We start from the raw sequence: 22,667 nt of genomic DNA, 5'->3' as shown, positions 1-22,667 counted from the left end.
GCGCATCGGTCCGAGGCGCCGTCCCACCGCGTCAGGCCGCCCTCGGGGTCACGGCGTGGCCGGGGCCCGGGATGCCTCGGTGATCTCCGTTCCCGCCTCCATCGGATGGGTCACGTCCTCCGCCTCCTTCTCCCGGCCGCCGATGTGGTTGAAGACCAGGTTGAGCAGGACGGCGGCCAGACAGCCGGTCGAGATGCCCGAGTCGAGGATGATCTTCGCGTTCTCCGGGAACGAGTGGTAGAACTCCGGCGCCGCGATCGGGATGATGCCGACGGCCAGGGAGACCGCCACGATCAGGACGTTGTTGTCCTTGTCGAGGCTCGCCCGGACCAGGGTCTGGATACCGCTGGCCGCGACCGAGCCGAACAGCACCACGCCGGCCCCGCCGAGCACCGGGCGGGGCACGACGGCGATGAGCGAGGCTGCCATCGGGCACAGGCCCATCAGGACCAGGAAGCCGCCGCCCGCGGCCACGACGAAGCGGCTGCGGATCTTCGTCATCGCGACGAGGCCGATGTTCTGGGCGAAGGCGCTGCACATGAAGCCGTTGAACAGCGGGCTGATCGCGGAGCCGAGGGTGTCGGCGCGCAGGCCGGCCGCGATGGTCTTCTCGTCGGCCGGGCGGTCCACGATCTCGCCCAGGGCGAGCATGTCGGCGGTGGACTCGGTCATCGAGACCACCATCACCACGCACATGGAGATGATCGCGGCGAGCTGGAACTGCGGGGCGCCGAAGTGGAACGGGGTCGGGAAGCCGACGACGCTCGCGTCCGCGACCGGCCCGAAGTCCGTGACGCCGAACGGGATGGCGATGAGCGTGCCCGCGACCAGGCCCAGCAGCACGGCGATCTGCTTGACGAAGCCGCGGGTGAAGCGGCGCAGGAGGAGGACGATGACGAGGGTGATCGCGGCCAGGCCCAGGTTGGTCGACGACCCGAAGTCGTCGGCCTCGGGACTGGATCCCTGCGCCCAGCCGAAGGCCACGGGCAGCAGGGATATGCCGATGAGGGTGATGACCGTGCCGGTGACGACCGGTGGGAAGAACCGGATCGCCTTGCTGAAGAAGGGGGCCGCGAAGAAGCCTATGAGTCCGGCGACGATGACGGCGCCGAAGATGATCGGCAACGCGTCGGACTTGTCCTCGGTGGAGGCGACGATCGCGGTCATGGGGGCGACGCCGGCGAAGGTGACGCCGTTGACGAAGGGCAGCCGGGCACCGATCTTCCAGATGCCGAGGGTCTGCAGGAAGGTGGCGAGGCCGGCGGTGAACAGGCAGGCGCCGGTGAGGAAGGTCAGTTCGGTGGCGGTCAGGCCGATGGCCGCACCGACGATCAGTGGTGGAGCGACGACTCCGGCGTACATGGCGGCCACGTGCTGCAGGCCGGTCGTCGCCATTTTCAGTGGCGGGAGTTTCTGGTCAACAGGGTGGTCGGCCACGGCGGCGTTCCTCCGGTCGGTTACACGTCGGCTCTGACGCGGGTGTCAGGGAGGTGGTGCGGGTGGTGGTCGTGCGGGACCGGGACGGACCGTTCGGGGAAACGGTGACCGCTCCGGGGGCGTACGCGCTTGGGCGTACGCCCCGGAGACGGCCGCCATGGACCCCGCTCGGGTCCACGGCTACCGGCCGGAAGCCGTCCCTCCCGGCCGGAGATCAAGTGCTGTGCGGTTGTGCGTCTTTCAGCTCTGCGACTTACAGCTCTGTGCTGTCAGCTCTGTGCTGTCAGCTCTGTGCCGTCAGCTCTGTGTCGTTCAGCCCTGCGCCGCGATCCGTGCCAGGCGCCGTGCCTCGTCCCGGGTGGAGCGGGCGATGGCGTCCTCGTCGGCGGTGAGCAGCCGGCCGTTCTCGACGATCTGGCGGCCGTTCACGAACGACGCGGTGACCGGGGCGGCGGCGCCGAAGACCAGGGCGGTCACCGGGTCGGCGATCGAGGAGTGGGCGAGGGTGTCCATCCGCCACAGCACCAGGTCGGCCAGCTTGCCCGGCTCCAGCGAGCCGGTCTCGGCGGCCCGGCCCAGGACCTGGGCGCCACCGTAGGTGCCCAGGCGCAGCGCCTTGCGCGCGTTCAGCGCGGCCTCGCGGTGGGCGCCGAGGCGGTTGATGAGGAGGGCGTTTCGCAGTTCGGTGTGGAGTTCGCCGGACTCGTTGGAGGCGGTTCCGTCGACGCCGAGGCCGACCGGGACGCCGGCGGCGAGCATGTCGGGGACGCGGGCGATACCGGCGGCCAGCCGCGCGTTGGAGGACGGGCAGTGCGCGACGCCGGTCTTCGTGCGGGCGAAGGCGGCGATGTCGGAGTCGTTCATGTGGACGCAGTGCGCCATCCACACGTCCTCGCCGAGCCAGCCGGTCGACTCGAAGTAGTCGGTCGGGCCCATGCCGAACAGCTCGTGGCAGAACTTCTCCTCCTCCACGGTCTCCGAGCCGTGGGTGTGCAGCCGTACGCCGAGCCGGCGGGCCAGCTCCGCGCCCTGGCGCATCAGTTCGGTGGAGACGGAGAAGGGGGAGCAGGGGGCGACCGCGACCTGGGTCATGGCGTCGAAGGACGCGTCGTGGTGTTCCCGGACGGTGGCCTCGGTGGCGGCGAGCGCGCCGTCCAGGCTCTCCACCGCGAAGTCCGGCGGCAGCCCGCCGTCGGACTCGCCGCGGTCCATGGAGCCGCGGGCGAGGGTGAAGCGGACGCCCATCTCGCGGGCGGCGCGGATGATCGCGCCGGACAGGTCGCCGGAGCCCCGCGGGAAGACGTAGTGGTGGTCCATGGCGGTGGTGACGCCGCCGCGGGCCATCATGGCGAGTGAGCCCTGTGCCGCCGCGTACGCCATCGGCTCGTCGATCCGCGCCCAGGTCGGGTACAGCGCGACCAGCCAGTTGAACAGGTTGTGGTCGGTGGCCAGCCCTCGGGTGATCCACTGGTAGAAGTGGTGGTGGGTGTTGACCAGTCCGGGCGTGACCAGGTGACCGGTCGCGTCGATCCGGCGCACCACGTTCTCCAGGCCCTCGGGGGCCTCTCCCGCGCCGACGGACTCGATCCTGTTGTCCGCGAGGACGAGGTGGCCCGAGGCGATCTCGGTGTCGCCCGCGTCCACCGTGGCGATCGCGCAGTTCTCGATGACCACGCGCTCGGACGCGCGCTCCGGTGCCGATGATGCTGCCATGCTGTTTCCTTTTCTTTCAGTGGGGCCCATGGGCGGGAGTGAGTACCCACGGGGAGGGCACGGCAGGACCCTAGGAGGATTTGAGTGCCGGAACGGTGGTGCGGCTCCGGGTGCCGAGATGGTGGAAGAACAGGTTGAGACCGACCGCGACGAGCGCGCCGGCGCTGATGCCGGAGCCGAGGACGGTCTGTGCCCAGGCCGGGAACTCGGCGTAGAAGGTCGGCGCGGCCAGCGGGATGATGCCCGCGCCGAGTGCCACGGCCACCAGGATGATGTTGGAGCTGTCGTCGAGACCGGCCTCGGCCAGCGTACGGATGCCGCTGACGGCGATCGACCCGAAGAGCACGATGCCCGCGCCGCCCAGGACCGGCATGGGGACCAGGGAGACGACCGCGCCGAGGACCGGGAAGGCGCCCAGGACGAGCAGGGTGGCGCCGGCGACGGCGACGACGTAGCGGCTGCGTACCCGGGTGAGGGTGACGACGCCCACGTTCTGGGCGAAGGCGGAGGTGGGGAAGCCTCCGAAGACGGGGCCGACCAGGGTGGCGAGGCCGTCGGTGCGCAGGCCGCGGGTGATGACCTTGGCGTCGGCGGGGCGGTCGCAGATCTCGCCGAGGGCGAGCATGCCGGCGGACGACTCGGTCATCAGGACCAGCATCACGATGCACAGCGACAGGATGGCCGCGGGCTGGAACTCGGGGGCGCCGAAGGCGAAGGGCGTGGGCAGCGCGGCGACCGGCGCGGACTTCAGGGCGCTGAAGTCGGCCATGCCGACGGGGATGGCGACCAGGGTGCCGACGAGCAGGCCGAAGAGCAGGGCGACCTGCTTGAGGAAGCCCTTGCCGAAGCGCTGCATGACGAGGATGACGCCGAGGGTGAACGCGGCGAGCGCGAGGTTGCGCATCGAGCCGAAGTCGGCGGCGCTCTCGTCGCCGCCCTGGGCCCAGCCGACCGGGACCGGCATCAATGTGACGCCGATGAGGGTGATGACGACGCCGGTGACCAGGGGCGGGAAGAAGCGGAGCAGCCGGCCGAAGAACGGGCCGACGGCGAGGCAGAAGACGCCGGCGACCATCACCGCGCCGTAGATGGCGGGGAGTTGGCGGCCGTCGCCGTTGGTCTCGGCGATGGCGAGGATGGGCGCGATACCGGCCGAGGAGGCCGCGTTGACGAACGGCAGGCGGTTTCCGATGAAGCCTTTGACACCGAGGGTCTGGAGCAGGGTCGCGACACCGGCGATGAGCAGGCTCGCGGCGATCAGCCGCGTCCGGCCCTCCAGGTCGAGTCCGCAGGCCTGACCGATGATGAGCGGAGGGGTGACGACGCCCGCGTACATGGCGGCGATGTGCTGGAGCGCGGCGGGGGCGAGCCGCGAGGGGCGGAGCTTCTCGTCCACCGGGTGCACGGACGTGACGGCGTCCTCCGTGTGCACCGGCGGGGTGGAACAGGAGCCTTTCGCCGGCTCCGTTGCAGGCTGTGCCATGGTCTTCCCTCCGGTGTGGCGCGCCACCGGCCCCGGGGGGCCGGGCCGGCGGCGCGCTTCCCGCGTCAGAGGTTGGTCATGTCGACCGGGATGAGTTGCTCGGCGCCGTCGCGCAGGATGGTGGCCTCGATCAGGCCGTACGGGCGGTCGGCGGCGTAGTAGACGGCGCCGTCCTTGGCGTCGTTGTCGATCCCGAAGGGCGACAGGTCCGAGCGGAAGTGGTGCTTGTTGGGCATGGAGAAGCGGATCTCGTCGACCTCGTCGCGGGAGTTCAGCACCCGCACACCCATCTCGAAGAGGGTCTGCTGGAGCGAGTACGAGTAGGTCTCGGCGAACGCCTGGAGCGCGTGCTTGCGCACCCCGTTGTACGAGCGGTCCCAGTCGGGGGCGTGCGAGTCGACGCCGTCCCAGTTGTGCCGCCACCAGGTGGAGACGGTGGTGGCGAGGATCCGGTCGTAGTCCTCCTTGAGGGTGGTGTACTTGTCCTTCAGGTAGCCGAAGAACTCGGAGTTGGTCGAGTTCAGGACGGTCAGGTCCTTGAAGCCGGAGAGGACCTGGATGCCGTGGCCGTCGTAGGTGATCTCCGCGACGCGGGTCTCCTGGCCCGTGCGGACGAAGGAGTGGGCGATCTCCTCCGAGCCGACGAACCGGGCGCCGCCCTTGGAGGTCTCGATCCGCTCCCAGCCGTACTCCTCGACGCGGATGCGGGCCCGGTGGATGGGCTCGTTGTTGTCCACGAAGTGGCGGGCGAGCTTGACGCCGAGGTCCTCGGCGCTCTCGATCCCGTGCTCCTTGGCGAAGGCGAACACCGTGTTCTTGGTGGTGTCGGTCGGCAGGACGTTCGCGTTGGACCCGCTGCGGTGGACCTCCTCCATGTCGCCGGAGAGGGCGACGGAGACGTTCAGGTCCTTGATGTGGTGCGTGTCGCCGTCACGCGTGATCTTGACGACGCGGTTCTCTGCCTTGCCGTACTGGTTCTGTCCCAGGACGAAACGGGTCATGTGTCGGTCAGCTCCCTCGGTAAACGGAGTAGCCGAACGGGTTGAGCAGCAGCGGAACGTGGTAGTGCTCGCCGGGCACCACCGCGAAGGTGATGGTGACCTCGGGGAAGAACACGGGCCGGCCGTTCTCGCTGTCCCGGAGCGCGGGGGCGTCCTGCTGGGCCGCGGCTTGTTTCTTGGCGAAGTACGTCTCGGTGTCGAAGTCGAGCCGTACGTGTGTGGTGCCCTCCGGCAGGGCCGGGAGGTCCTTGCACCGGCCGTCCGCGTCGGTCGCGGAGCCGCCGAGCTTCTGCCAGTCCGCGTCGCCGCCGACGCGGGCGGCGAGGTGGACGGCGACGCCCCCGGCGGGGCGGCCGACGCTGGTGTCCAGGATGTGCGTGGACACGGAGGCGGTGGTGCTGGTGCTCATGGTCAGGCGTCCTGTTCGACGAGTCGGGTCAGGCGGATGCGGTTGATCTTCCCCAGTTCGGTGCGGACGATCTCCCGCTCCTGCTCGGGCGAGTTGCCGATCCGTTCCAGAGCCGCGTCCCGCATCTGCTCGCCGGTCCGGCCGGTGGCGCAGATGAGGAAGACGTGGCCGAACTTGTCCTGGTAGGCCAGGTTGAGTTCGAGCATCTCCGCCTTGAGTTCCTCGGCGGCGCCGGCCATCCCGGCCTGCTCGCGGGACGAGGTCGGGTCGCCCGGCTTGGGGCGGCCGATCGGCGGATGCCCGGCCATCGCCTCCGCCAGGTCGTCCGCCGTCAGTTCGGCCATGGCGGCGTCACTGGCGGCGTACAGGTCCTCGGTGGTGGCGTGGGGGCGGGCTGCGAGCAGGTGCCGGGCCCACGTCGTGGAGGCACACACCTCGTGGAGTTCCGCGAGCGCGGCGGACTCCTCGAGGGTGTTGAAACGGGCCAGGCCCGACGCGGAAATGGACGTCACGGGAGCCTCCGTGGCCTTGTGCTGAACGGGCGTGCCGATAGCTAACGCGCTCGGAAACAAGCCGTCAACACTTTGTTGAAAATTCGGAGTAACGAAAACCGCCGCCCGGTAACCGGACGGCGGCCTGCCGTTCATGAGGTCGTGCCTGGTCGGAGATGCGTCCTCGGTCAGGTGCCCTTCTCGCGGTTGAGGTAGTTGTAGACGGTGAAGCGGCTGACGCCGAGGGCGCCCGCGACCGTCTCCACTCCGTGCCGCACGGAGAAGGCGCCGCGCGCCTCCAGGGTGCGTACGGCCTCCTGCTTGGCCCGCCGGTCGAGATCGGCCAGCGGCCTGCCCTCCCGGCGCTCCATGGCGGCCAGGATGTGGTCCAGGGAGTCGGCCAGCTGCGGCAGGCGTACGGCGACGACGTCGGCGCCCTCCCAGGAGAGCACGACGTCGTCCTGGCCGGCCTCGTCGGGCGGGAGCAGCTCGCCGCCGATGGCGTCGACCAGGGGCTTCACGGCCGCGATGAAGGGCTCCTCCCCCGGACCCGTCACCGCTCACCCTCCTCGGACGCGCTCTCCCCGGAGGCGCTCTCCTCGACCACGTTGACCTGGAGCGAGATCCGGGTGGCACCCGCCTCCAGGGACCGGCGCAGCAGCGCGTCCACGGCGGTGAGCACCGCGTCGGCGCCGCCTTCCGCGGTGTTGCCGAACGGGCCGACGTCGACCGCGTCCAGCTCCGCCGCCTCGACGACCTCCCGGGCGACCACCGCGTGCGCGGGTGCCTCGTCCAGGTCGAAGGGCTCGGTCGTGAACTCCACTCTCAATCGCACCCGGTCAACCTAACGCGCGGTGACCGTTTCCGCCGCCCCCTCTTGACAAGGCGGAAGCCCTGACGGCAATCTTCCATTAAGCAGAAACGAACTTCCGTAATGCGGAACACGATCGAACGGAAGGGAGCGCGGCACCCGATGCCAGGTTTCGAGTGGAGCACAGCCGCAGACCAGCGCTTCAACGTCAACCTGTCGATCCTCTTCACGGAACTCCCGCTCCTGGAGCGCCCCGCGGCCGCCGCCGCGGCCGGCTTCACCGCGGTCGAGCTGTGGTGGCCCTGGATCGACTCGCCCACCCCCGAGCAGTCCGAGCTCGACGCCCTGAAGAAGGCCATCGAGGACGCGGGCGTCCAGCTCACCGGGCTGAACTTCTACGCGGGCCGGCTGCCCGGCCCCGACCGAGGCGCCCTGTCCGTCCCCGGCGAGGAGTCGGACCGCTTCCGCGCCAACATCGACGTGGCCGCCGACTTCGCGAAGTCGCTGGGCTGTACGGCGCTCAACGCCCTGTACGGCAACCGCGTCGAGGGCGTGGACCCGGCCGAGCAGGACAAGCTCGCGCTGGAGAACCTGGTCCTCGCCGCCCGCGCGGCCGACCGGGTCGGCGCGATCCTGCTGGTCGAGGCGCTCAACAAGCCCGAGTCGCCGCTGTACCCGCTGGTGTCGGCGCCGGCCGCCGTCGCGGTCGTCGACCAGGTCAACGAGGCCACGGGGCTCGGCAACGCCAAGTTCCTCATGGACCTCTACCACCTGTCCATGAACGGCGAGGACCTGCCGGGGGTGATCGACGCGTACGCCGCGAAGACCGGCCACGTCCAGATCGCCGACAACCCCGGCCGCGGCGCCCCCGGCACGGGCTCCCTCCCGCTGGAGGAGCTGCTCGGCCGGCTGAGGAAGGCCGGCTACGACGGCTGGGTCGGTCTGGAGTACAAGCCGGGCGACAACCCCAGCGCCGAGTCCTTCACCTGGCTGCCGGCCGGGGCCCGCGCGGCCCGCTGAGCGCCACCCCGCAGCAACTTCCAGAGATTTTCAGAGAGGTACCCATCATGAGCACGCTTCCCAAGGTCGCCTGGATCGGTCTCGGCATCATGGGATCCCCCATGTCGGAGAACCTGATCAAGGCGGGTTACCAGGTCACCGGCTTCACCCTGGAGCAGGAGAAGCTGGACCGGCTGTCCGCCGCCGGCGGCACCGTGGCCGGCTCGATCGCCGAGGCCGTGCGTGACGCGGACGTCATCGTCACCATGGTGCCCGCGTCGCCGCAGGTCGAGGCCATCGCCTACGGCCCCGACGGCATCCTGGAGAACGCGAAGTCCGGCGCCCTGCTGGTCGACATGTCCTCGATCACCCCGCAGACCTCGGTCGACCTGGCGAAGGCCGCGAAGGACAAGGGCATCCGTGTCCTGGACGCCCCGGTGTCCGGCGGCGAGGCCGGTGCCATCGAGGCCGTGCTGTCCATCATGGTCGGCGGTGAGCAGGCCGACTTCGACGAGGCCAAGCCGCTCCTGGAGGCGCTGGGCAAGACCATCGTGCTGTGCGGTCCGCACGGCTCGGGCCAGACCGTGAAGGCCGCCAACCAGCTGATCGTCGCGGTCAACATCCAGGCGTGCGCCGAGGCCGTGGTCTTCCTGGAGAAGTCGGGCGTGGACCTGAAGGCCGCCCTCGACGTCCTGGGCGGCGGACTGGCGGGCTCGACCGTGCTGACGCGGAAGAAGGACAACTTCCTGGCCCGCGACTTCAAGCCGGGCTTCCGCATCGACCTGCACCACAAGGACATGGGCATCGTCACCGACGCCGCCCGCAACGTCGGTGCCGCGCTGCCGGTCGGCGCCGTGGTCGCCCAGCTGGTCGCGTCGCTGCGCACCCAGGGCGATGGCGGCCTGGACCACTCGGCCCTGCTGCGGGCCGTGGAGCGTCTGTCCGGCGCCCAGGTCTGACCGGACGGACCTCACGAGACTTCCGGGCGGCGCCGTCGCTGACACCTGTCCTGTCGCGCCCGAGCGGCGGCGTCGCCCGGAACCCACTTCAACAAACTGTTGACGTGCCTCCGCCCCAAACCTAGGCTCCACGAAGCGGAAACAAGTTTCCGCTGACCCCTCGCACGGAAGGTCCCCGATGTCGCAGCGCGTGCTCACGACAGAGTCCGGCGCCCCGGTCGCCGACAACCAGAACTCCGCCTCCGCCGGCATCGGCGGCCCCCTCCTCATCCAGGACCAGCACCTCCTGGAGAAGCTCGCCCGCTTCAACCGCGAGCGCATCCCGGAGCGCGTGGTGCACGCCCGCGGCTCCGGTGCCTACGGCCACTTCGAGGTGACCGACGACGTCACCGACGTCACGCACGCCGACTTCCTGAACACGGTCGGCAAGCGCACCGAGGTCTTCCTGCGCTTCTCCACCGTGGCCGACTCGCTGGGCGGCGCGGACGCGGTCCGCGACCCGCGCGGCTTCGCGCTGAAGTTCTACACCGAAGAGGGCAACTACGACCTCGTCGGCAACAACACCCCGGTGTTCTTCATCAAGGACCCGATCAAGTTCCCCGACTTCATCCACTCGCAGAAGCGCGACCCGTTCTCGGGCCGCCAGGAGCCGGACAACGTCTGGGACTTCTGGGCGCACTCCCCCGAGGCCACGCACCAGGTGACCTGGCTGATGGGCGACCGCGGCATCCCGGCGTCGTACCGCCACATGGACGGCTTCGGCTCGCACACCTACCAGTGGACGAACGGCAAGGGCGAGTCCTTCTTCGTCAAGTACCACTTCAAGACGGACCAGGGCATCCGCACCCTGACCGCCGACCAGGCGGCGGAGTTGGCGGGCCAGGACCCGACCTCGCACCAGACGGACCTGGTGCAGGCGATCGAGCGGGGCGTGTACCCGTCCTGGACGCTGCACGTGCAGCTGATGCCGGTGGCCGAGGCGGCGAACTACCGCTTCAACCCGTTCGACGTGACCAAGGTGTGGCCGCACGCCGACTACCCGCTGCGCCGCGTGGGCCGGCTGGTGCTGGACCGCAACCCGGACAACGTCTTCGCCGAGGTCGAGCAGGCCGCGTTCTCCCCGAACAACTTCGTTCCGGGCATCGGCCCCTCCCCCGACAAGATGCTCCAGGGCCGCCTGTTCGCCTACGCGGACGCGCACCGCTACCGCCTGGGCGTCAACCACACCCAGCTCGCGGTGAACGCGCCGAAGGCGGTGCCCGGCGGCGCGGCCAACTACGGCCGCGACGGTCTGATGGCGTCCAACGCCCAGGGCCGCGGCGCCAGGAACTACGAGCCGAACTCCTACGACGGCCCGGTCGAGACCGGCCGCCCGCTGGCCGCCCCGCTCGCGGTGTCCGGCCACACCGGCACCCACGAGGCGCCGCAGCACACCAAGGACGACCCCTTCTTCCAGGCCGGTGAGCTGTTCCGGCTGATGACCGAGGACGAGCGCGCGCGTCTGGTCGCGAACATCGCCGGCGGCCTGTCCCAGGTCTCCCGCAATGACGTGGTCGAGAAGAACCTCGCGCACTTCCACGCCGCCGACCCCGAGTACGGCAAGCGCGTGGAGGAGGCGGTCCGCGCCCTGCGCGAGGACTGATCCACCAGCTCGCGCACGGGCCCCGGCGGGGAGGCCGGGACCGTGTGCGCGGCCCGCGAAGGCACCGGAGCGGCCCCGATGAGGGGTGGCCGCCCGGGGCCGGCGCGGGCAGGGCGAGGACCGCGGCGGCCTGCGAGCCAGTGCGGTGGTGAAGGGCACGGAAGCTTCTCCTACGACCTGAGGGGAGAAGCGTTCCGGTCCCGTCGCACCGCCGCGGTCCCAGCCACGACCCGCCCCTGCACGCAAGGGGCCCCTGAACTCCGTCCGGCGGCGCGAACGACCTGTCGCGCCCAGACTCGCGCTGTCGGACGGACACCACGTCAAGATCCTTCACCGGCCGGAGAGCGCCGGATGCGGACGGTCCCGCATCCGGCGCTCTCCGGCGTTCGCCCGGGTGCCGGGGTGCGGAACGCGCGCCCGCGCAGCAGCCGGGAGACATGGCAACGGCACACCCACCCGAACTGGTCGAGTGGCAGGGCGGCGGGCCGGACGACTGGCCGGGACTGCACGAGCACCATGAGCAATAGGCACCATGAGCACCATGAGCACCACGACGGCTGAAAGCGCGTAGGCGCCCTCGGCAGCGGGCACAACCCGGGCAATACGGGGTGGTCTCGGGGGTGGTCGCATGGACGACGACAGGACGGTCCGGCTCGCACCGCACGAGGTCGCGCTGCTGCGCGGCGGTCCCCGTGCCGCCGTGACGGTCGCCGTGGTGGACCTGTATCTGCGGGGCGCCCTCGACGCCGGCCCGCCGGGCACCGTACGGGCCCTGGCGTCGGAGCCGGGGGCGGCCGCGGTCCCTCTCCCGCCCCTGGCGGAGGTGGTGCGGGAGTGTCTCCACGAGCCCCTCGCGGTACGGCGGCTGACCCGGCACCCGGACGTCCGCCTCGAGCTGGCGCTGATGCGGATCCCCCTGGCGGAGGCCGGGTTGCTGCGCTATCCGCTGCTCGGTCCCACCCGTGCCGCCCGTCGCCGGGTGCGGGCCCTGCGGGAGTCGCACCCGCTGCCCACGAGCCGGCGCGGCATGACGGCCGACGACAGGCTGCTCGCCGTCGCCCTGCACGACGTGGCCGCCCTGCGCGTCCTGCTGCCCCGCTTCGCGCTGCGGGCCGGACTCGTCGAGCGGGTGGAGGTGACGGACAAGCGCCTCCTCAAGCACTCGCCGCCCGAGCGCGGAAGCGGCTCGGGGGGCGGCATGGCGTACTACTGCGGAGGAGGAGGAGGAGGAGGAGGAGGAGGAGGAGGCGGCGGCGGCGGCGACTGAGCGGTGACGGCGGCAGGGCACGCGGAAGAGCGGCCCGTCCGTCAGGAACGGGCCGCTCTCGGGGTACCGCGTACGGGTCAGACCTTCAGCGTCCGGATCGCGGTCGGGGCGTGCCCCGGCTCGGTCGCCAGCTCCTCGAACTCCACGACGTTGCCGATGTCGTTGGTGCCCGACATGGAGATGTTGGTGACGCGCTCCAGGATCGCCTCGACCACCACCGGCACCTGGTGCTCGGCGGCGAGCTTCTTGGCCTGCTCCAGGGCCGCGCCCAGCTCACCGGGGTCGGTCACACGGATCGCCTTGCAGCCCAGGCCCTCGGCGACCTTGACGTGGTCGACGCCGTAGACGCCCAGCTCGGGCGAGTTGATGTTCTCGAACTCCAGATTGACCTGGAAGTCGATCTCGAACGCCCGCTGCGCCTGCCGGATGAGGCCCAGGTAGGAGTTGTTGACCAGGACGTGGACGTACGGGATCTTGTGCTGCGCGCCGACGGCCAGTTCCTCGAGCATGAACTGGAAGTCGTAGTCGCCGGAGAGCGCCACGACCTGGGTGCCGGGGTCGGCCTTGGCGACGCCGAGGGCGGCCGGGACCGTCCAGCCGAGCGGGCCGGCCTGGCCGCAGTTGATCCAGTGCCGCGGGCGGTAGACGTGCAGCATCTGGGCGCCGGCGATCTGGGAGAGACCGATCGTGGAGACGTACCGGGTCTCGGGTCCGAAGGCCTTGTTCATCTCCTCGTAGACGCGCTGCGGCTTGATCGGGATGTCGTCGAAGTGCGTACGTCGCTGGAGGGTGGCCTTCTTCTCCTGCGCGGCGGCGGCCCACGCGGAGCGGTCGGGCAGCTTCCCGGCCGCCTTCAGCTCCCCCGCGACCTCGACGAACAGCTCCAGGGCGGCCTTCGCGTCGGAGGCGATGCCGTAGTCCGGGGCGAAGATCTTGCCGATCTGGGTCGGCTCGACGTCGACGTGGACGAACTTCCGTCCGGCGGTGTAGACGTCGAGCTTGCCGGTGTGGCGGTTGGCCCAGCGGTTGCCGATGCCGAGGACGAAGTCGGACTCCAGGAAGGTCGCGTTGCCGTAGCGGTGCGAGGTCTGGAGGCCGACCATGCCGGCGTTCAGCTCGTGGTCGTCGGGCAGCAGGCCCCAGCCCATCAGGGTCGGCACGACCGGGGTGCCGGTCAGCTCGGCGAACTCGACCAGGAGGTCGGCGGCGTCGGCGTTGATGACACCGCCGCCGGCCACGATCAGCGGGCGCTCGGCGGCGCACAGCATGCCGATCGCCTTCTCGATCTGGGCGCGGCTCGCGGCCGGCTTGTAGACCGGGAGCGGCTCGTAGGTGTCCGGGTCGAACTCGATCTCCGTCAGCTGGACGTCGATCGGCAGGTCGATCAGCACCGGTCCCGGCCGCCCGGAACGCATGAGGTGGAACGCCTGCTGGAAGACGCCGGGGACCTGGGCGGCCTCCAGGACGGTGACGGCCATCTTGGTGACCGGCTTGGCGATCGAGGCGATGTCGACGGCCTGGAAGTCCTCCTTGTGGATCACCGCGGTCGGTGCCTGACCGGTGATGCACAGGATCGGGATCGAGTCGCCGATCGCCGAGTAGAGGCCGGTGATCATGTCGGTGCCGGCCGGCCCCGAAGTGCCGATGCAGACGCCGATGTTGCCGGCGTGGGTCCGCGTGTAGCCCTCGGCCATGTGCGAGGCGCCCTCGACGTGGCGGGCGAGGGTGTGCTGGACGCCGCCGGAGGCCTTGAGCGCCGCGTAGAAGGGGTTGATCGCCGCGCCCGGCACACCGAACGCGTCCGTGACGCCCTCGCGCTTGAGAATCTCAACTGCCGCTCGGGCAGCGGTCATACGAGCCATCGAGTACTCCTGCTGTCGGCTGTCGGATTCGCACTCCCGTCGCGCCCCGCGGTGAGCTCTTCCGTAGCAACTTCCGTATAGTGGAATTCTTTTTCTACGATCTGGAAGTAATGTAAGTGGGTAGCTGGGCACCGTCAAGAGAGGACGATGGGGGCCATGTCCGAGACCATCTCGGTGTGCTGCACCTCCTGCGGGTGCCAGCACCGCTACACGGCACCGTCGTACCCCTGCGCGTGCGGGGCGCCCGTCGCCCCCGAGCTCGATCCGCGCGGTACCGCGACCGCGGTCACCCACCGGGCGTGGGACGAGGAGTGGATCGGCGTGCGTTGCGCGGCCTGCGGGACCGAGGGCCGGTGGCCGCGGCCGGAGCTGGGCTGCTCGTGCGGGACGGTGCTGTGCGTGCCGGTGGACCGCGCGGCCGCGGGCCGGTCCGGGCGCACCCCGGGGTCGCGGGTCCCGGCCCACCGGGCCGTCCCGATCCGCACCGCCCGCGACGCGGTCACCGCCGCCGTCCTGTATCTGCGCGGGCTGGGCCACCGGGACGTGCGCCGCGCCGAGCAGCGGCCCATGTCCGGCATCGGGCTGGCCGCGCCCGGCATCGTCGTCCAGGTGGATCCGACGGTGGGCCCGGCCTCGGCGCGGGACGTGGAGTGCCTGTGGCTGACGGCCATGGCGGAATCCGCGGACTGCCTCTACTTCTCCCTCGCCGGGTACACCGAGGAGGCGCACGCCCGCGCCGACCTGCTGGGCGTCCCGCTCTTCGTCCTCGATCCGACGGGTGTTCCGCGCCCGGTCAACGCGCCGGCCGTGACGCTGGACGCCACGGCCGGCTGAACTCCCGCTCCGTACACTCTGCTTGCCGTACGGTCTACGCTCCGTACGACCTACGCTCCGTACCGCTCCCGCAACTCGATCTTGCGCACCTTCCCCGAGACGGTCATCGGGAAGGAGTCGAGGACCTGGAGGCGGCTGGGCACCTTGTAGTGGGCCAACCGCCCGTCGCAGTAGGCGTGCAGCTCTTCCAGGGTGAGCGGGTCGGCCGCGTCGCGCGGGATGACGCAGGCGAGGACCTCCTCGCCGTAGCGCTCGTGCGGTACGCCGACGACCTGGACGTCCGCGATCTTCGGGTGGGCGTAGAGGAACTCCTCGACCTCGCGCGGGTAGATGTTCTCGCCGCCCCTGATGATCATGTCCTTGATGCGGCCGACGACCTCCACGTAGCCGTCGTCGCGCATCACCGCGAGGTCCCCGGTGTGCATCCAGCGGCCCGGGTCGATCGCCTCGGCGGTCTTCTCGGGCTCCTCCCAGTAGCCGAGCATCACGCTGTACCCCCGGGTGCGCAGCTCACCGGCGTCCCCCCGGGGCAGGGTCACGCCGGTCACCGGGTCGACGACCTTGACCTCGATGTGGGGCAGGACCCGGCCGACGGTGCCGGTGCGGTGTTCGAGGTCGTCGTCCATCCGGGTCTGGAGGGAGACCGGGGAGGTCTCCGTCATGCCGTAGCAGATGGAGACCTCCTCCATGTGCATCTCGGCGACCACCCGCTTCATCACCTCCACCGGACAGGGCGAGCCCGCCATGATGCCGGTGCGCAGGGAGGTGAGGTCGTACGAGGCGAAGTCCGGGTGGTTCAGCTCCGCGATGAACATGGTCGGGACGCCGTACAGGGACGTGCACCGCTCCCGCCGCACCGCCTCCAGCGTGGCCGCCGGCTCGAAGGACGGGCCGGGGAGGACGATGCAGGCGGCGTGGGAGGTGATGGCCAGGTTTCCCATGACCATGCCGAAACAGTGATAGAACGGGACAGGAAGACACACTCGGTCCTGCTCCGTGTAGCCGACCGTACGGCCCACCCAGTAGCCGTTGTTGAGGATGTTGTGGTGGGAGAGGGTGGCGCCCTTGGGGAAGCCGGTCGTGCCGGAGGTGTACTGGATGTTGACCGGGTCGTCGCAGCTCAGCTCGGCGGCCGCCGCGGTCAGTCGCTCCGGCGGCATCGAGGCGGCGCCCGCCGTCAGCGCGTCCCAGGACGGGTCGCCGATGTAGACGCTCTCGCGCAGTTCCGGGCACCTGGCGCGGACCTGCTCCACGATCGCCCGGTAGTCGCTGCCCTTGTGGGCGAGGGAGGCGACGAGCACGGTGATCCCGGACTGCCGGAGGACGTACTCCAACTCGTGTGCCCGGTAGGCCGGGTTGACGTTGACCATGATGGCGCCGATACGGGCGGTGGCGTACTGGACGAGGACCCACTCGGGGCAGTTGACCGCCCAGATGCCGACCCGGTCGCCCTTGGTGACGCCCTTCGCCAGCAGTCCGCGCGCCACCTCGTCGACGTCCGTGCCGAACCGGGCGTAGGTCCAGCGCCGTCCGGACGGTACGTCGACCAGGGCCTCGCGGTCCGGGTGGGCGGCGATCGCGCGGTCGAGGTTGGCGCCGATGGTGTCGCCGAGAAGGGGGGTGGTGCTGGTGCCGTGGGCGTAGGAGAGCGTGGTCACCGGAAGTCCTCCTCGCGGTACTCGTCCTGGGAGCCGGCCGCCGTCGCCTCGCGCAGTTCGATGCGGCGGATCTTGCCGGAGACGGTCTTGGGCAGGTCGCCGAACTCCAGGCGGCGGACGCGCTTGTAGGGGGCGAGGACCTTCCGTGAGTGCTCGAACAGCGTCTTCGCGGTGTCCGGGCCCGGCTCCCAGCCGGCCGCCAGGACGACGTACGCCTTCGGCACCGCGAGACGCAGCTCGTCCGGGGCCGGCACGACCGCCGCCTCCGCGACCGCCTCGTGCTCCAGCAGCGCGCTCTCCAGCTCGAACGGGGAGATCTTGTAGTCGGATGCCTTGAAGACGTCGTCGCTGCGGCCGACGTACGTCAGGTAGCCGTCGGCGTCGCGGGCGCCGATGTCGCCGGTGCGGTAGTAGCCGTCGGCCATCGCCTCGGCGGTGCGGTCGGGGTCACCGTGGTAGCCGGTCATGAGGCCGACGGGGCGCTCGGACAGGTCCAGGGCGATCTCGCCCTCGGTGGCGCCGGGGGCGCCGGTGACCGGGTCGAGGAGTTCGACGCGGTAGCCGGGGCTGGGGCGGCCCATGGAGCCGGTCTTGAGGACCTGGCCGGGGCTGTTGGAGACCTGGACGGCGGTCTCGGTCTGGCCGAAGCCGTCCCGGATGGTCACGCCCCAGACGCGGCGGACCTGCTCGATCACCTCGGGGTTCAGCGGCTCACCGGCGGCGGTGATCTCGCGCGGCGGAGTGGCGAGCTGCGTCAGGTCGGCCTGGATGAGCATGCGCCACACGGTCGGCGGGGCGCAGAAGGTGGTCACCCGGGCCCGGTCCATCTCGGCCATCAGGCGGGCCGCGTCGAACCGGGTGTAGTTGTACAGAAAGACGGTCGCCTCGGCGTTCCACGGCGCGAACAGGTTCGACCAGGCGTGCTTGGCCCAGCCGGGCGAGGAGATGTTCAGGTGGACGTCGCCGGGCTTCAGGCCGATCCAGTACATGGTCGCCAGGTGCCCGACGGGGTAGGAGACGTGGGTGTGCTCGACCAGTTTGGGGCGGGCGGTGGTGCCCGAGGTGAAGTACAGCATCAGCGGATCGTCGGCGGCGGTGGGGCCGTCCGGGGTGAAGGCGTCGGAGGCCGTGTACGCGTCCTCGTACGTCCGCCAGCCGGGCTCCGTCGTGCCGCCGACCGCGACGCGGGTGTAGTCGCCGGGTACGTCGGCGAACTTGCCGGTGTCCTCGGCCCGGACGATCACGTGCCCGACCCGCCCCCGGTCCACGCGGTCGCGCAGGTCGGCGGGGCCGAGCAGCGGGGTGGCGGGGATGACGACGGCGCGCAGTTTCATCGCGGCGAGCGCCGTCTCCCACAGTTCGGCCTGGTTGCCGAGCATGACGAGGATGCGGTCCCCCGGGCCGACGCCCCACTCGCGCAGCCGGTTCGCGACCCGGTCGGAGCGGGCGGACATATCGGCGAAGGAGACCCGGACCTCGGTGCCGTCCTCCTCCACGATGTGCAGCGCCGTGCGCGTGTTGCCCTCGGCGACGGCGTCGAACCAGTCCAGTGCCCAGTTGAAGTACTGGGGCCGGGGCCACCGGAACCCCTCGTGGGCGGCGGTGTAGTCCTCGCGGTGTTCCAGCAGGAAGTCCCGTGCGTCGCGGAACAGCTCCGTGGCCGTCGTCATCTGTCCTCCTCTGTGCCGGACCTTGCCGGGCGGCTCTGTGCCATCGTCTAATCCGTGATGTGAGTCTCACTACCCCCGATCAGGGGTGTGCGCCCCGGGACGGGCGCGGAGGAGGGCGGAACGGGTGGCGGTGGACGCGGCCGACATGGTGGAGATCCGCGGCGCGCTGACGCGGCTGCGGCGCACGACCGGGCTGCCGGTCGCCTTCGGCGGGCTGCTGGAGACCGGCCGGCGGCGGGTGCGCATCAGCGAACTCAGCGGCACCGCCACGGCGGCGCTGAGCTCTCTCGCGGTGACCTCGGGCAACGGCCTGGGCGGCAAGGCGGTGGAGTTGTCGCGGCCGTGCGCCGTGACGGACTACTCCGTCTCCCGGCGGATCAGCCACGAGTACGACCTCCCGGTCGCCGCCGAGGGCCTGCGCTCGGTGCTGGCGGTGCCGCTGGTCGTACGGCGCCGGGTGCGCGGCGTGCTGTACGGCGCCCTGCGCACGGCCCAGCCGCTGGGCGACCGCACGCTGAGCGCGGCGGTGGAGGCGGCGCGGGACGTGGAGCAGGCGCTCGTGCTGCGGGACGAGGCGGGCGAACTGCTGGCGGCGGCCCGGCCGCGGCCGGAGGGTGATCCGGGGCGCGACCCGGGGGGCTTCGCCGTCCGGGAACAGGTACGGGAGGCGCACGCGGCGCTGCGGGCGCTGGCGCCCAGGATCCCGGACCCCGCGTTGCGGGAGGAGTTGCTGCGCGCGTGCGGGCTGCTGACCGCGGACGGCACACCCGCGCCAGAGGTCCCGCCCGCTCCCCGTGAGGTGGACGTGCTGGCCTGGGTCGCCGCGGGGGCGACGAACGCGGCGACGGCGGAGCGGCTCGGCGTACGGCCGGAAACCGTCAAGAGCTACCTGCGCTCGGCCATGCGCAAGCTCGGGGCGCGCACCCGCGGAGAGGCGGTCGTCGCGGCACGCCGGGCGGGGTGGCTGCCGTAGCCCTCTCACCGGGCGCCGCCGCGGCGCATTTCCGGGGCTTTTCGTATTCGGCACCGCCGGTTGTAATTTGCCTCACCTCGTCGTCGCCCCGTAATTCAAAGGGCCGTTGCCTAACATTGGCCGGGACACGACATACGGAGGGAGCGGTCACCGTGCGACGGGACTTCGCGGAGTCTGCCGGGTGCCGCTTCGACCTGGTCATCGGGCGGGAGGAGTCGTTCGGCGCGGCGCGCGAGCAGCTCACCCGGGGCGGCAGTGTGCTGCTGCACGGGCCCGCCGGAATTGGAAAGTCGACCGTGCTGCGGACCCTGGCCGCCGAATACGCCCGCACGGCGCACACCGTGTTGCGCTGCTCGGCCACCGAGTCCGAATCCCATCTCCCCTTCCTCGCCCTCGCCGATCTCCTGGGCCAGGTCCTGGACGAGGTGTCGGACGCGCTGCCCGCCGCCCAGCGCACCGCGCTGGAGTCGGCGCTCACCGGCCGCGGCGAGTCCACCCTCCAGCGCGACGGGCTGGCGCTGCGGCTGGCCGTGCTCTCCGCGCTGCGCGCGCTCGCCGCGGCGGGGCCCGTGCTCGTGGTCGCCGACGATCTGCAGTGGCTCGATCCGGCCAGCGCCGAGCTTCTGGGCTTCGCCGCCCGCCGCCTGGGCGACACTCCGGTACGGCTGCTGTGCGCGGTGCGGACCGAGGGCCCGGAGACGGAGGGCGCGGCGTACGACCGCCATCTGCGCGCGTCCCCGCCGGACACCCGCGCCGTGCGCCTCGGCCCGCTGACCCGCGCCCAGGTGTCGGCGCTGCTGGACGAACGCGGCTACTCGGGCCTGCCCCGTTCCACCGTCCGTGACATCCACCGCACCAGCGGCGGCAATCCGCTGTTCGCGCTGGAGCTGGGCCGGGCTCTCGCCGAGAGCCCCACCCCGCCCCGGCCGGGCGAGCCGCTGCCGGTGCCGACCTCACTGCGCGCCCTGGTCCTGACCCGACTGGAGATGCTGTCGGACGACGCGCGCCGCACCCTCCTGGTGGCCAGCGCCGGCGCCCGCCCCACCCCGGCCCTGCTGCGCGCGGCCGGCCGGGAGAACTCCGAGGCCGAGACCGCCCAGGCGGCGGCACTGGGGCTGCTGGCGACCGATCCGGAGGGTCCGGCCGTACGGTTCGCGCATCCGCTGATCTCGGCCGCGCTGTACGCCGAGGCGCCGGCGCCGGAGCGGCGGGCCGCGCACGCCGCGCTGTCCACGGCGGCCTCCGACCCGATCGAACGCGCCCGGCACCTGGCCCTGGCGACCATCGGCACCGACCCGGAGGTGGCGGCCCGGCTGGCCGGCGCCGCCGCGCTGGCCCGGGACCGCGGGGCGCCGTCGGTGGCCGCCTCGCTGGGGCTGCTCGCGGCCCGGCACACCCCGGCGGACGGTGCCCCGGGGCCGGACGAGCGCCGGCTGACGGCCGCCGAGGACGCGATCACCGCCGGTGAGCCGGACCTCGCCCGGGACATCGCCCGTGAGGTGCTGACCCGGGCCGGCGCGCCCGGCGAGCGGGTACGCGCCTGGATGGTGGTGATCGAGGCGGCCGGGCAGGCCATCGGCGAGGTCGACGCCGTCTTCCCGCAGGCCCTGGCCGACGCGGGCGACGATCCACGACTGCTGGCCCTGGTCCACTACCAGCTGGCCTGGCGCTCTCTGGTGGTGCAGGGCGACTTCGCGCAGGGCCGCGAGGAGGCCGCGCACGCGGCCCGGCTGGCGGCGCGGGCCGGGGACCGGCGCACCGAGTTGCTCGCGATGGCGCTCCAGGCGCAGGCGGAGACGCTGATGGGGCATCCGGACGCCCCGGCGACCATCCGGCGGGCGTTGGAGGAGCCGCAGGACCCGCAGGTGGCGTGCCATCACAACGGGGCCGGCTCGTCCAGGTTCCGGTGGCTGGTGATGAGCGACCGGCTGGCCGAGGCGCGGACCACCGCCACCGCGCTGCTGCGGGAGGCGCGCCGGCGCGGCATGGCCGAGAGCGAGGTCCACTACCTGCGCTTCCTTTCCGAGACCGAGCTGCACTCCGGGCACTGCGGCCGTGCCCTGGAACTGTCCCGGGAGAGCCTGACGCTGGCCCGGGACGCGGGTATCGGCGAGGGCGCGGGCGCGATGCAGGCCGCGCTGGCCGAGGCCGCCGGCGGTGACGTGGAGCGGGCGCTGGGGCTTGCGCAAGAGGCGGTGCGGCGGGCCGAGGAGGACGGCGACGCCGTGTACCTGTCGCGGGCACTGGCGGCGCTCGGCCACGCGAGCCTGGTGGCGGGCGACGCGCGGGCGGCCGTACGCGCGCTGCGCCGGGTACGGGAGCTGGAGGCGGGCGCGGGCATCACCGACCCGGCGCGCGGCCGGTGGCAGGGCGACCTCGCCGAGGCGCTGGTGCGCACCGGGGAGCCGGCCGAGGCACAGGACGTCATCGAGGTCACGCGCGCGCACGCGCTGCGGCTCGGGCGGGAGAGTGTGCTCGCCGTGCTGGACCGGGCCGAGGCACAGGTGCGGGCGGCGCGGGGGGAACACCGGTCCGTCGTCACCCGGTTGACGTCGGCGCGGGAGCGGCTCGCCGGGCTGGGCTACGGCCTGGAGGAGGCGCGGGCGGCCTTCGCGCTGGCGGAGCTGCACGCCGGCCGGCCGGGGCGGGCGCCGGGACCGGCTCCGTACGACGAGGCGGCCCGGCTGTTCCGGCGCTGCCGGGCGCTGCCCTGGCTGCGGCAGGTGGAGGAGGCCGTCGCGACGCGGGCGGCCGGACCGCCGCCGCCCGCGCCGGCCGCCGTGCCCGACGGGCTGGCCTCTCTCGCCCCGATGGAGCGTCAGGTGGCCGCGCTGGTCATGGAGGGGGCGACCAACCGGGAGATCGCCGCCCGCCTGTTCGTCAGCGTCAAGACGGTCGAGGCGACCCTGACCCGGGTCTACCGCAAACTCGGGATCCGGTCCCGGGTCGACATCGTCCGACTGGCGGCGGGCCGGCGGACCGGCGCAAACGAGTGAGCCGGGGCGGGTCCACCGGGTGAGCGGGACGACCGAGCCCACCGGGCGAACAGGACGGCCGGTCGCACCGGCTGGGAACGGTCGGGTACGAGCCCCGGGGTTTACCGGGGGCCGACCGAGGGTTTTCCCTGCCCGGGTCCCCTAGGGGCTTCCCTCATTGGGCGGTTCCCACCGCCGGTTCTAGCGTGAGCACGTGCCGCTCGCCCGGGCATACGGGGGTCTGTCCCGAGACCCCCGTACCACCCCCCACGCCCGTGCGACCCCCCACCGGCTACCCCGTGAGGAGACTCATGTTCGGGCTCACCCGCCTCAGACCGGCCGGATCCGCGTCCGGGCCGCCTCGCGGCCCCGCCCCGGCGGTTCCCTGATTCCCACGACCTCGGGCCTGAGCCTTCGGGCCGGGCCCTGGACCTCCTGAGTACCCCTCAGGTGCGAGACCGGGGGGCGTTGCGGGCCTCCACG

18 protein-coding genes are annotated in these 22,667 nt (G+C 71.8%); 7 read left to right on the top strand and 11 right to left on the bottom strand.

Annotated elements, in window-relative coordinates; all coding sequences use genetic code 11:
• Nucleotides 1-48: 48 nt before the first annotated feature.
• The 8 genes from QC283_RS35990 to QC283_RS35955 form a co-directional block, all read right to left on the bottom strand.
• Nucleotides 49-1,437 (bottom strand): nucleobase:cation symporter-2 family protein, encoded by a 1,389-nt coding sequence (locus QC283_RS35990; protein ID WP_279565988.1) that lies wholly within the window; start codon nucleotides 1,435-1,437, stop codon nucleotides 49-51.
• A 312-nt stretch (nucleotides 1,438-1,749) separates the two neighbouring features.
• Nucleotides 1,750-3,150, bottom strand: coding sequence for an 8-oxoguanine deaminase (locus QC283_RS35985; RefSeq protein ID WP_279565987.1), 1,401 nt, complete (start codon nucleotides 3,148-3,150; stop codon nucleotides 1,750-1,752).
• Nucleotides 3,151-3,220: 70 nt separating this feature from the next.
• The gene (locus QC283_RS35980) at nucleotides 3,221-4,633 is read right to left on the bottom strand and encodes a nucleobase:cation symporter-2 family protein (RefSeq protein ID WP_279565985.1); all 1,413 of its coding nucleotides are present in this window, start codon (nucleotides 4,631-4,633) and stop codon (nucleotides 3,221-3,223) included.
• Nucleotides 4,634-4,698: 65 nt separating this feature from the next.
• Complete coding sequence (gene pucL / locus QC283_RS35975) at nucleotides 4,699-5,634, bottom strand: factor-independent urate hydroxylase (protein WP_279565984.1); 936 nt, start codon at nucleotides 5,632-5,634, stop codon at nucleotides 4,699-4,701.
• Between the two features lie 7 nt (nucleotides 5,635-5,641).
• Entirely contained in the window at nucleotides 5,642-6,043 is a 402-nt protein-coding gene (gene uraH, locus QC283_RS35970; RefSeq protein WP_279565983.1) for a hydroxyisourate hydrolase, read from the bottom strand.
• Between the two features lie 2 nt (nucleotides 6,044-6,045).
• The gene (gene uraD, locus QC283_RS35965) at nucleotides 6,046-6,555 is read right to left on the bottom strand and encodes a 2-oxo-4-hydroxy-4-carboxy-5-ureidoimidazoline decarboxylase (protein ID WP_279565982.1); all 510 of its coding nucleotides are present in this window, start codon (nucleotides 6,553-6,555) and stop codon (nucleotides 6,046-6,048) included.
• A gap of 167 nt (nucleotides 6,556-6,722) precedes the next feature.
• Nucleotides 6,723-7,091, bottom strand: coding sequence for a helix-turn-helix domain-containing protein (locus tag QC283_RS35960; RefSeq protein WP_279565981.1), 369 nt, complete (start codon nucleotides 7,089-7,091; stop codon nucleotides 6,723-6,725).
• Nucleotides 7,088-7,369: a hypothetical protein gene (locus tag QC283_RS35955; protein ID WP_279565980.1), complete on the bottom strand. Its 282-nt coding sequence runs from the start codon at nucleotides 7,367-7,369 to the stop codon at nucleotides 7,088-7,090. Before QC283_RS35955 ends, QC283_RS35960 begins: the two co-directional genes overlap by 4 nt.
• 138 nt (nucleotides 7,370-7,507) lie before the next feature.
• On the opposite strand from QC283_RS35955, the gene QC283_RS35950 reads away from it, so the two are divergent.
• From QC283_RS35950 to QC283_RS35935, 4 genes are all read left to right on the top strand, one after another.
• Complete coding sequence (locus QC283_RS35950) at nucleotides 7,508-8,365, top strand: TIM barrel protein (protein ID WP_279565979.1); 858 nt, start codon at nucleotides 7,508-7,510, stop codon at nucleotides 8,363-8,365.
• Nucleotides 8,366-8,412: 47 nt separating this feature from the next.
• Complete coding sequence (locus QC283_RS35945; RefSeq protein ID WP_279565978.1) at nucleotides 8,413-9,303, top strand: 2-hydroxy-3-oxopropionate reductase; 891 nt, start codon at nucleotides 8,413-8,415, stop codon at nucleotides 9,301-9,303.
• 178 nt (nucleotides 9,304-9,481) lie between these two features.
• On the top strand, nucleotides 9,482-10,945 hold the full coding sequence (locus QC283_RS35940; RefSeq protein ID WP_279565977.1) for a catalase: 1,464 nt from the start codon (nucleotides 9,482-9,484) through the stop codon (nucleotides 10,943-10,945).
• A gap of 628 nt (nucleotides 10,946-11,573) precedes the next feature.
• Entirely contained in the window at nucleotides 11,574-12,212 is a 639-nt protein-coding gene (locus QC283_RS35935) for a TIGR04222 domain-containing membrane protein (protein WP_279565976.1), read from the top strand.
• Between the two features lie 77 nt (nucleotides 12,213-12,289).
• Here the strand turns inward: QC283_RS35935 and gcl are convergent, their stop codons facing one another.
• A complete protein-coding gene (gene gcl, locus QC283_RS35930; protein ID WP_279565975.1) occupies nucleotides 12,290-14,074 on the bottom strand; it encodes a glyoxylate carboligase in 1,785 nt (594 codons plus the stop codon).
• Nucleotides 14,075-14,221: 147 nt separating this feature from the next.
• Here gcl and QC283_RS35925 point away from each other — a divergent pair, with 147 nt between their 5' ends.
• Nucleotides 14,222-14,908, top strand: a complete 687-nt coding sequence (locus QC283_RS35925) for a hypothetical protein (protein WP_279565974.1) — start codon at nucleotides 14,222-14,224, stop codon at nucleotides 14,906-14,908.
• A 50-nt stretch (nucleotides 14,909-14,958) separates the two neighbouring features.
• On the opposite strand, the gene QC283_RS35920 is transcribed toward QC283_RS35925, so the two are convergent.
• Both QC283_RS35920 and QC283_RS35915 read right to left on the bottom strand, forming a co-directional pair.
• Nucleotides 14,959-16,566, bottom strand: coding sequence for an AMP-binding protein (locus QC283_RS35920; RefSeq protein WP_279565973.1), 1,608 nt, complete (start codon nucleotides 16,564-16,566; stop codon nucleotides 14,959-14,961).
• The gene (locus QC283_RS35915; RefSeq protein ID WP_279565972.1) at nucleotides 16,563-18,236 is read right to left on the bottom strand and encodes an AMP-binding protein; all 1,674 of its coding nucleotides are present in this window, start codon (nucleotides 18,234-18,236) and stop codon (nucleotides 16,563-16,565) included. Before QC283_RS35915 ends, QC283_RS35920 begins: the two co-directional genes overlap by 4 nt.
• A 145-nt stretch (nucleotides 18,237-18,381) precedes the next feature.
• On the opposite strand from QC283_RS35915, the gene QC283_RS35910 reads away from it, so the two are divergent.
• Both QC283_RS35910 and QC283_RS35905 read left to right on the top strand, forming a co-directional pair.
• Nucleotides 18,382-19,209 carry a response regulator transcription factor gene (locus QC283_RS35910; protein ID WP_383525414.1) on the top strand — a complete coding sequence of 276 codons (828 nt, stop codon included), beginning with the start codon at nucleotides 18,382-18,384 and terminating at the stop codon, nucleotides 19,207-19,209.
• 152 nt (nucleotides 19,210-19,361) lie between these two features.
• A complete protein-coding gene (locus QC283_RS35905) occupies nucleotides 19,362-22,205 on the top strand; it encodes a helix-turn-helix transcriptional regulator (protein WP_279565970.1) in 2,844 nt (947 codons plus the stop codon).
• The last annotated feature ends 462 nt before the right edge of the window (nucleotides 22,206-22,667 follow it).

The sequence above is a fragment of the Streptomyces sp. DH41 genome, assembly GCF_029813785.1.
Classification (GTDB): Bacteria; Actinomycetota; Actinomycetes; order Streptomycetales; family Streptomycetaceae; genus Streptomyces.
This window is presented reverse-complemented; position numbering and strand designations above follow the sequence as displayed.

Bases quoted from the DNA above. Each gene is read 5' to 3' on its own strand.
- QC283_RS35925 (WP_279565974.1), top strand. From the start codon at position 14,222: ATGGGGGCCATGTCCGAGACCATCTCGGTGTGCTGCACCTCCTGCGGG.
- QC283_RS35950 (WP_279565979.1), top strand. From the start codon at position 7,508: ATGCCAGGTTTCGAGTGGAGCACAGCCGCAGACCAGCGCTTCAACGTC.
- QC283_RS35985 (WP_279565987.1), bottom strand. From the start codon at position 3,150: ATGGCAGCATCATCGGCACCGGAGCGCGCGTCCGAGCGCGTGGTCATC.
- QC283_RS35980 (WP_279565985.1), bottom strand. From the start codon at position 4,633: ATGGCACAGCCTGCAACGGAGCCGGCGAAAGGCTCCTGTTCCACCCCG.
- QC283_RS35915 (WP_279565972.1), bottom strand. From the start codon at position 18,236: ATGACGACGGCCACGGAGCTGTTCCGCGACGCACGGGACTTCCTGCTG.
- QC283_RS35945 (WP_279565978.1), top strand. From the start codon at position 8,413: ATGAGCACGCTTCCCAAGGTCGCCTGGATCGGTCTCGGCATCATGGGA.
- QC283_RS35910 (WP_383525414.1), top strand. From the start codon at position 18,382: ATGGTGGAGATCCGCGGCGCGCTGACGCGGCTGCGGCGCACGACCGGG.
- QC283_RS35940 (WP_279565977.1), top strand. From the start codon at position 9,482: ATGTCGCAGCGCGTGCTCACGACAGAGTCCGGCGCCCCGGTCGCCGAC.
- gcl (WP_279565975.1), bottom strand. From the start codon at position 14,074: ATGGCTCGTATGACCGCTGCCCGAGCGGCAGTTGAGATTCTCAAGCGC.
- uraH (WP_279565983.1), bottom strand. From the start codon at position 6,043: ATGAGCACCAGCACCACCGCCTCCGTGTCCACGCACATCCTGGACACC.
- QC283_RS35935 (WP_279565976.1), top strand. From the start codon at position 11,574: ATGGACGACGACAGGACGGTCCGGCTCGCACCGCACGAGGTCGCGCTG.
- pucL (WP_279565984.1), bottom strand. From the start codon at position 5,634: ATGACCCGTTTCGTCCTGGGACAGAACCAGTACGGCAAGGCAGAGAAC.